Here is a 6602-nt window from a genome sequence, read left to right on the forward strand (position 1 = left end):
CCGCCGACGAAGGTCGGTCAGTGACCGTTCTTCCACCAATCGTCGAACGGTGTCACCGGAACGGTTCGCTTGTGCCGCGTCGCGGCGAACATCTTCTCGAGCTTGTCGGCCACTTCCTCGGTGACGTCCTTGCCTTCGAGGTAGTCGTCGATCTGCTCGTATGTCACGCCGAGGGCCTCCTCGTCGGGTAGAGCCGGTCGGTCGTCTTCGAGATCCGCGGTGGGGACTTTGCGCCAGGTACTTTCGGGCGCACCGAGCTCGCGCAGCAGCGCAGCGCCTTGACGCTTGGTCAGGCCGGTCAGTGGCGTCAGATCCACCCCGCCGTCGCCGAACTTGGTGAAGAAGCCGGTGACCGCCTCGGCCGCGTGATCGGTGCCGACGACCACATATCCGAGTTCGCCGGCGATCGCGTACTGGGCGACCATGCGTTGGCGAGCTTTGATGTTGCCGCGCACGAAATCTCGGACCTCGCCGGTTCCCAGAGCCTCTGCGGTCGCAGCGGCTGCGGCATCGGAGGCCTCCTTGATGTTCACCGTCACCGTGCGGTCGGGATCGATGAACTTCAGTGCGATCGCCGCGTCGTCCTCGTCGGCCTGCACACCGTAGGGGAGCCGTACGGCGACGAATTCGGCCTCGTGCCCGTCGGCTCGTAGTTCGGTCACCGCCCGCTGTGCGAGCTTGCCGGTGAGCGTGCTGTCCTGTCCGCCGCTGATCCCGAGTACGAAACCGGAGGCCGGGGTCGACGCGAGGTAGTCCTTGAGGAAGTCCACGCGCCTGCGGACCTCCGTCACCGGATCGATGGTCGACTGTACCGCCAGCTCACGCATGATTCCGGAGCGCAATTCCGAGTTGATGTGTCCCATCTGATCATCCTAATGACGAGTGCGGGTACGCGTTCGGGTCGAGAAGGATGCGTAGTGTCGTTCGACGTGAGCGGGTCCACGGATACCTTCGTCAAGCGAGATACCCGCGCGCACCCGGACTTCTTCGAGGCCGAGGCGACGGGACTCGCGTGGCCCGGTGAGACAGGGGTGCCTGTCGTCGGTGTTCTCGATCGCGGACCGACGTTCATCGAACTCGAGCGGTTGACGGCCGCGCGTCCCACCGAGATCGCGGCCCGTCGATTCGGGCGCGCACTGGCCCGGATGCACGACGGCGGCGCGGCCGGATTCGGGGCTCCGCCGAATCGCCCGGACGGCACACCGTTTCCCGGGCAGTTGTTCATCGGCTCGCGGCCCAAGACCAACACTGTCCACGCCACGTGGGGTTCGTTCTACGCCGCCGAGCGAGTGCTGCCGTTTCTGCGGATCGCGGTCGACACCGGAAACGTGACGCAGTCCGAGGCGGCGACCGTCGAGGTGGCGTGCGAGCGGGTGGCGGACGGCGAGTTCGACGACGGTGAACCGCCCAGTCGAATCCACGGAGACCTGTGGAACGGCAACGTCTTCTGGACCGATGCGGGTGTCGTGCTGATCGATCCCGCGGCACACGGCGGCCATCGCGAAACGGATCTGGCGATGGCGGCACTGTTCGGCTGTCCTCATCTGGACGCCATGGTCGACGGCTACGAGTCCGTGCACCCGCTGCGGACGGGGTGGCGCGACCGGACCGCCCTGCACCAGTTGCATCCTCTGGCCGTACATGCGGCCGGACACGGCCGTTCGTACGGAACTGCCTTGCATTCGGCGGCACTGTCGATACTCGCGACGTGACCGACAACCGCTATGGGACGCGAGTTGCTCTGCGCACCAGATCTTCCCACCCGTCGGCCAGACGATCCATCGTCATTCCGAGGTCTCGGTACTGGTGCAGCACCAACGTGGCTTCCAGAGGGGTGAGCAGCCAATAGGTGAGAAGTTCCAGGTCTCCCTCCACGCCGGCTGCACGGAGCAAAGACAGAACGTGTGTGAAATTGACCATGTGCGCCGGAGCCGAATACCGAGCGTCGGCCGAGCTTTCCGCGGCCCGCAGCACCTCACCCTGAACCCTGACGAATTCCAGCCGTGCCCGACCGAACGCGACGAGGCGGTCGATGGGATCGGCACCGGGCCCGAGCGGCGGTTCGCCGAACATGAACGAGCTCTGCAACATCTTCTCGGTGTGATCCAACAGGGCTCGCATCAACCCGGCGCGGTTGCCGAAGCGCCGGAACACGGTGCCTTTGCCGACGCCGGCCCTCGTTGCCACGGCCTCCATGGTGACGGCGTCGGCACCGAGGGTCGCCACCAGCTCCGTCGCGGCGTCGAGGAGCAGCCGGCGGTTGCGGGCAGCGTCACAGCGTTCGGAGTCTTCGCCTACTACGGGCAGCATCGGACCGGTCACCTGTTCAGGGTACCTCGCTGAGGAATACAAGTGGACCGCGGTCCGTTTGGATGGTATGAATTGACACGACGATCACGTCATCCGAACTTTCGAAGGAAGATTTCATGTCAGACGCACACGTACTCGTTCTCGTCGGAAGCCTGCGCGCCGAATCGGTGAACAAGCAGATTGCCGAGACTGCAGTCACCGTCGCACCGGCCGATGCCGAGATCGTGGTCTACGACGGGCTGGGCGACGTTCCCTTCTACAACGAGGATATCGACGTCGATGGCTCCGTGCCTGCGGCCGCCCTCGCTCTGCGCGCCGCTGCCGAGAAGGCTTCTGCGCTGCTGTTGGTCACGCCCGAATACAACGGCACCATTCCGGCCGTGCTGAAGAACGCCATCGACTGGCTCTCACGTCCCTACGGTGCCGGTGCCATGGTGGGCAAGCCGGTCGTGGTCATCAGCGCATCGCCGAGCGGCAACGGTGCCAAGTGGGCCCACGAGGACACGAGTAAGGCCGTCCGCATCGCCGGCGGATCCGTACTCGAGGACGTCCAGCTCTCCATCGGCGGCACCATCGACAAGTTCGGGACCGCTCACCCGCGTGAGAACGCCGAGGTGTCCGGTGAGATCGGCCACGTCGTGGCCGAGTTGGTCAAGGCGTCGAAGGAACTCGTCAGCGCGTGACCGCTTGATGGTATCGGGAATCGTTTTCATGTAGCCTGGTCTCATGAAGGTGAGAAATTCTCTGAAATCGCTCAAGAACAAGCCCGGCGCCCAGGTGGTTCGCCGCCATGGGGTCGTGTTCGTGATCAACAAGAAGGAGCCGCGGTTCAAGGCGCGTCAACGCTGACACTCGCGTGATCCACGTGACGGCCCCTCGGAGCAATTCCGAGGGGCCGTCGTCGTGCGCGGGCGTCTTCGGTGATCGTCACCGTCGGGGCGACGGTCGGTAGTGACGAAAGACACCTCGTTTTGTGACGTCCGACACGCCGATGTGGGGTGGACGAGCAACGGTCGCACGGCCGTGACCAGCGAATACCACGCATGTTGTTCGCAACATCTCGTGTTCTAGGCAGATGGGGGACACTAGGTGTAGTGTTTGACCCGCCGAGAGACCACAACTCGAAGAGCCCGAACGACGTGGGTTCGAGCAGGTCGCAGTCGCCCTGAGCGGGAGATGTTCTCGGTGCCACACGCAGAGCACATCGTCGCCATCGGTGCACCCGACGGCGACAACGGAAAGAGGGACACCATGAGCATCACCGTTTACACCAAGCCCGCCTGCGTCCAGTGCAATGCCACCTACCGCGCCCTCGACAAAGCGGGTATCGAGTATTCCGTTATCGACATCTCGCAGGACCCCGAGGCACGTGACTACGTCATGGCGCTCGGTTACCTGCAGGCCCCCGTCGTCGTCGCCGGTGACGACCACTGGTCCGGTTTCCGCCCGGATCGCATCAAGACCCTCGCGACGAACGCTGCTTGAACAGATCGAGAAGGTGAGTGAGCGGTGAGTTCACAACAGCAGTCCTCGAACTCACTCGTCTACTTCTCCAGCGCGTCGGAGAACACGCACCGTTTCGTATCGAAGTTGGATATCCCCGCGACGCGCATTCCCTTACGAGATCCGGACGGCACGTTTCGCGTCGACTCTCCCTACGTCCTGATCGTGCCGACGTACGGCGGAGGAACGACGTACGCCGGTCGCGACACCAACTACGTCCCCAAGCGTGTGATCAAGTTTCTCAACGACAAGCACAATCGATCGTTGATCAGAGCCGTCATCGCTGCCGGAAACACCAATTTCGGTGACTCCTTCTGCTTTGCCGGAGACGTCATCTCGCAGAAATGCGCGGTTCCGTATCTCTACCGCTTCGAATTGATGGGCACCCCCGAGGACGTAGTGCGAGTCCGTGAGGGACTCGAAGACTTCTGGGAACGGGAAGTCCGTCGCGCTGCCCACACGCACTGAGCATCAACCACCACAGACCAGTAGGAGCACCGCCGTGGCACCGACCATCACCGACGCAGCACCCGCACCCGCGACCGTTCGCAGCGACGGTGACATGGACTATCACGCGCTCAACGCGATGCTCAATCTCTACGGGCCCAACGGTGAGATCCAGTTCGAGAAGGACCGCGAAGCTGCCAATCAGTACTTTCTGCAGCACGTCAACCAGAACACCGTGTTCTTCCACGACCTGGACGAGAAGCTGGACTACCTGGTCGAGGAGAACTACTACGAGCCCGAGGTTCTGGACCAGTACTCACGTGAGTTCGTGAAGTTCCTGATCAACCACGCGTACTCGAAGAAGTTTCGATTCCCGACCTTCCTCGGTGCGTTCAAGTACTACACCTCCTACACGCTCAAGACGTTCGACGGTAAGCGCTACCTCGAACGCTTCGAGGACCGTGTGTGCATGGTGGCATTGACGCTGGCGGCCGGTGACGAAGCCCTGGCCACCGATCTCGTGGACGAGATCATCGCCGGCCGATTCCAGCCCGCGACGCCCACCTTCCTCAACTCGGGCAAGAAGCAGCGCGGCGAGCCCGTCTCGTGCTTCCTGCTCCGCATCGAAGACAACATGGAGTCCATCGGACGATCCATCAACTCCGCGTTGCAGCTGTCCAAGCGCGGCGGCGGAGTTGCATTGCTGCTGAGCAACATTCGCGAAGCAGGTGCGCCGATCAAGCGGATCGAGAACCAGTCGTCCGGTGTCATCCCGATCATGAAGCTGCTCGAGGATTCGTTCTCGTACGCCAACCAGCTCGGGGCACGCCAGGGCGCGGGCGCGGTATACCTGCACGCGCACCACCCCGATGTGTACAAGTTCCTCGACACCAAGCGTGAGAACGCCGACGAAAAGATCCGCATCAAGACGCTGTCCCTCGGAATCGTCATCCCGGACATCACGTTCGAGCTGGCGAAGAAGAACGAGGACATGTACCTGTTCTCGCCGTACGACGTCGAGCGCATCTACGGAGTGCCGTTCGCCGACATCAACGTCTCGGAGAAGTATTACGAGATGGTCGACGACAAGAGGATTCGCAAGACCAAGATCAAGTCGCGTGAATTCTTCCAGACCCTCGCCGAGCTGCAGTTCGAGTCCGGCTACCCGTACATCATGTACGAGGACACCGTCAATCGTGCGAACCCGGTGAAGGGCAAGATCACTCACTCCAACCTGTGCTCGGAGATTCTCCAGGTCTCGACGCCGTCGACGTTCAACGACGACCTCTCGTACAGCCATGTGGGCAAGGACATCTCGTGCAACCTGGGCTCGCTGAACATTGCCAAGACGATGGATTCGCCCGATTTCGGTAAGACCATCGCGGTGGCGATCCGTGGTCTGACTGCGGTGTCGGATCAGACCCACATCTTCTCGGTACCGTCGATCGAGCAGGGCAACAACGACTCTCACGCGATCGGCCTGGGTCAGATGAACCTGCACGGCTACCTCGCCCGCGAGCGCATTCACTACGGCTCGACCGAGGGAATCGACTTCACCAACATCTACTTCTACACGGTGCTGTTCCACGCCATCCAGGCCTCGAACCAGCTGGCCAAGGCTCGCGGCCAGTACTTCAAGGGTTTCCCGGATTCCAAGTACGCGTCGGGAGAGTTCTTCGACAAGTACACCGACCAGGTGTGGGAGCCTGCGACACCGAAGGTCGCGAAGTTGTTCGCCGACTCCGACGTCGCCATCCCGACCCAGGCCGACTGGGCCGCGCTGAAGGCGTCGGTGCAGGAGTACGGAATCTACAACCAGAACCTGCAGGCCGTTCCGCCGACCGGCTCGATCTCGTACATCAACAACTCGACCTCGTCGATTCACCCGGTGGCGTCGAAGATCGAGATCCGCAAGGAAGGCAAGATCGGCCGCGTCTACTACCCGGCACCGTATCTCGACAACGACAACCTGGATTACTACCAGGACGCGTACGAGATCGGCTACGAGAAGATCATCGATACCTACGCTGCCGCAACGCAACACGTCGATCAGGGCCTGTCGTTGACGCTGTTCTTCAAGGACACGGCCACCACCCGCGACATCAACCGCGCACAGATCTACGCATGGCGTAAGGGCATCAAGACGCTGTACTACATCCGTCTGCGTCAGATGGCCCTCGAGGGCACCGAGGTCGAGGGCTGCGTTTCCTGCATGCTGTAGGGCTTCGCCGTCGTGGGGGGGGGGGGGTTGAGGTTGGGGTGGTACAGAACCCGAGAGCGCACGTGCACACCTCACAACACCAGTGACGAGACCGAACATCGGGTATGCCGGGGTGGGAGTG

8 protein-coding genes are annotated in these 6602 nt (G+C 62.4%); 6 read left to right on the forward strand and 2 right to left on the reverse strand.

What is annotated here, in order from left to right; genetic code table 11:
* Positions 1–17 precede the first annotated feature (17 nt).
* Entirely contained in the window at positions 18–863 is an 846-nt protein-coding gene (gene nadE / locus AB0P23_RS15245) for an ammonia-dependent NAD(+) synthetase (protein WP_032366345.1), read from the reverse strand.
* A gap of 66 nt (positions 864–929) precedes the next feature.
* On the opposite strand from nadE, the gene AB0P23_RS15250 reads away from it, so the two are divergent.
* Positions 930–1712 (forward strand): fructosamine kinase family protein, encoded by a 783-nt coding sequence (locus tag AB0P23_RS15250; RefSeq protein ID WP_032401417.1) that lies wholly within the window; start codon positions 930–932, stop codon positions 1710–1712.
* Between the two features lie 10 nt (positions 1713–1722).
* Here the strand turns inward: AB0P23_RS15250 and AB0P23_RS15255 are convergent, their stop codons facing one another.
* Positions 1723–2322 carry a TetR/AcrR family transcriptional regulator gene (locus AB0P23_RS15255; protein WP_027496598.1) on the reverse strand — a complete coding sequence of 200 codons (600 nt, stop codon included), beginning with the start codon at positions 2320–2322 and terminating at the stop codon, positions 1723–1725.
* A 104-nt stretch (positions 2323–2426) separates the two neighbouring features.
* Here AB0P23_RS15255 and AB0P23_RS15260 point away from each other — a divergent pair, with 104 nt between their 5' ends.
* From AB0P23_RS15260 to nrdE, 5 genes are all read left to right on the forward strand, one after another.
* A complete protein-coding gene (locus tag AB0P23_RS15260; protein WP_032366346.1) occupies positions 2427–2993 on the forward strand; it encodes an NAD(P)H-dependent oxidoreductase in 567 nt (188 codons plus the stop codon).
* A gap of 43 nt (positions 2994–3036) precedes the next feature.
* On the forward strand, positions 3037–3159 hold the full coding sequence (gene ykgO / locus AB0P23_RS15265; RefSeq protein WP_027496600.1) for a type B 50S ribosomal protein L36: 123 nt from the start codon (positions 3037–3039) through the stop codon (positions 3157–3159).
* Between the two features lie 402 nt (positions 3160–3561).
* Positions 3562–3795 carry a redoxin NrdH gene (locus AB0P23_RS15270; protein ID WP_027496601.1) on the forward strand — a complete coding sequence of 78 codons (234 nt, stop codon included), beginning with the start codon at positions 3562–3564 and terminating at the stop codon, positions 3793–3795.
* Between the two features lie 24 nt (positions 3796–3819).
* Positions 3820–4281: a class Ib ribonucleoside-diphosphate reductase assembly flavoprotein NrdI gene (gene nrdI, locus AB0P23_RS15275; RefSeq protein WP_027496602.1), complete on the forward strand. Its 462-nt coding sequence runs from the start codon at positions 3820–3822 to the stop codon at positions 4279–4281.
* Positions 4282–4375: 94 nt separating this feature from the next.
* The gene (gene nrdE / locus AB0P23_RS15280) at positions 4376–6481 is read left to right on the forward strand and encodes a class 1b ribonucleoside-diphosphate reductase subunit alpha (RefSeq protein WP_205912783.1); all 2106 of its coding nucleotides are present in this window, start codon (positions 4376–4378) and stop codon (positions 6479–6481) included.
* Positions 6482–6602 lie beyond the last annotated feature (121 nt).

The organism is Rhodococcus sp. NPDC077669 (assembly GCF_040686915.1).
Taxonomy (GTDB): domain Bacteria; phylum Actinomycetota; class Actinomycetes; order Mycobacteriales; family Mycobacteriaceae; genus Rhodococcoides; species Rhodococcoides fascians.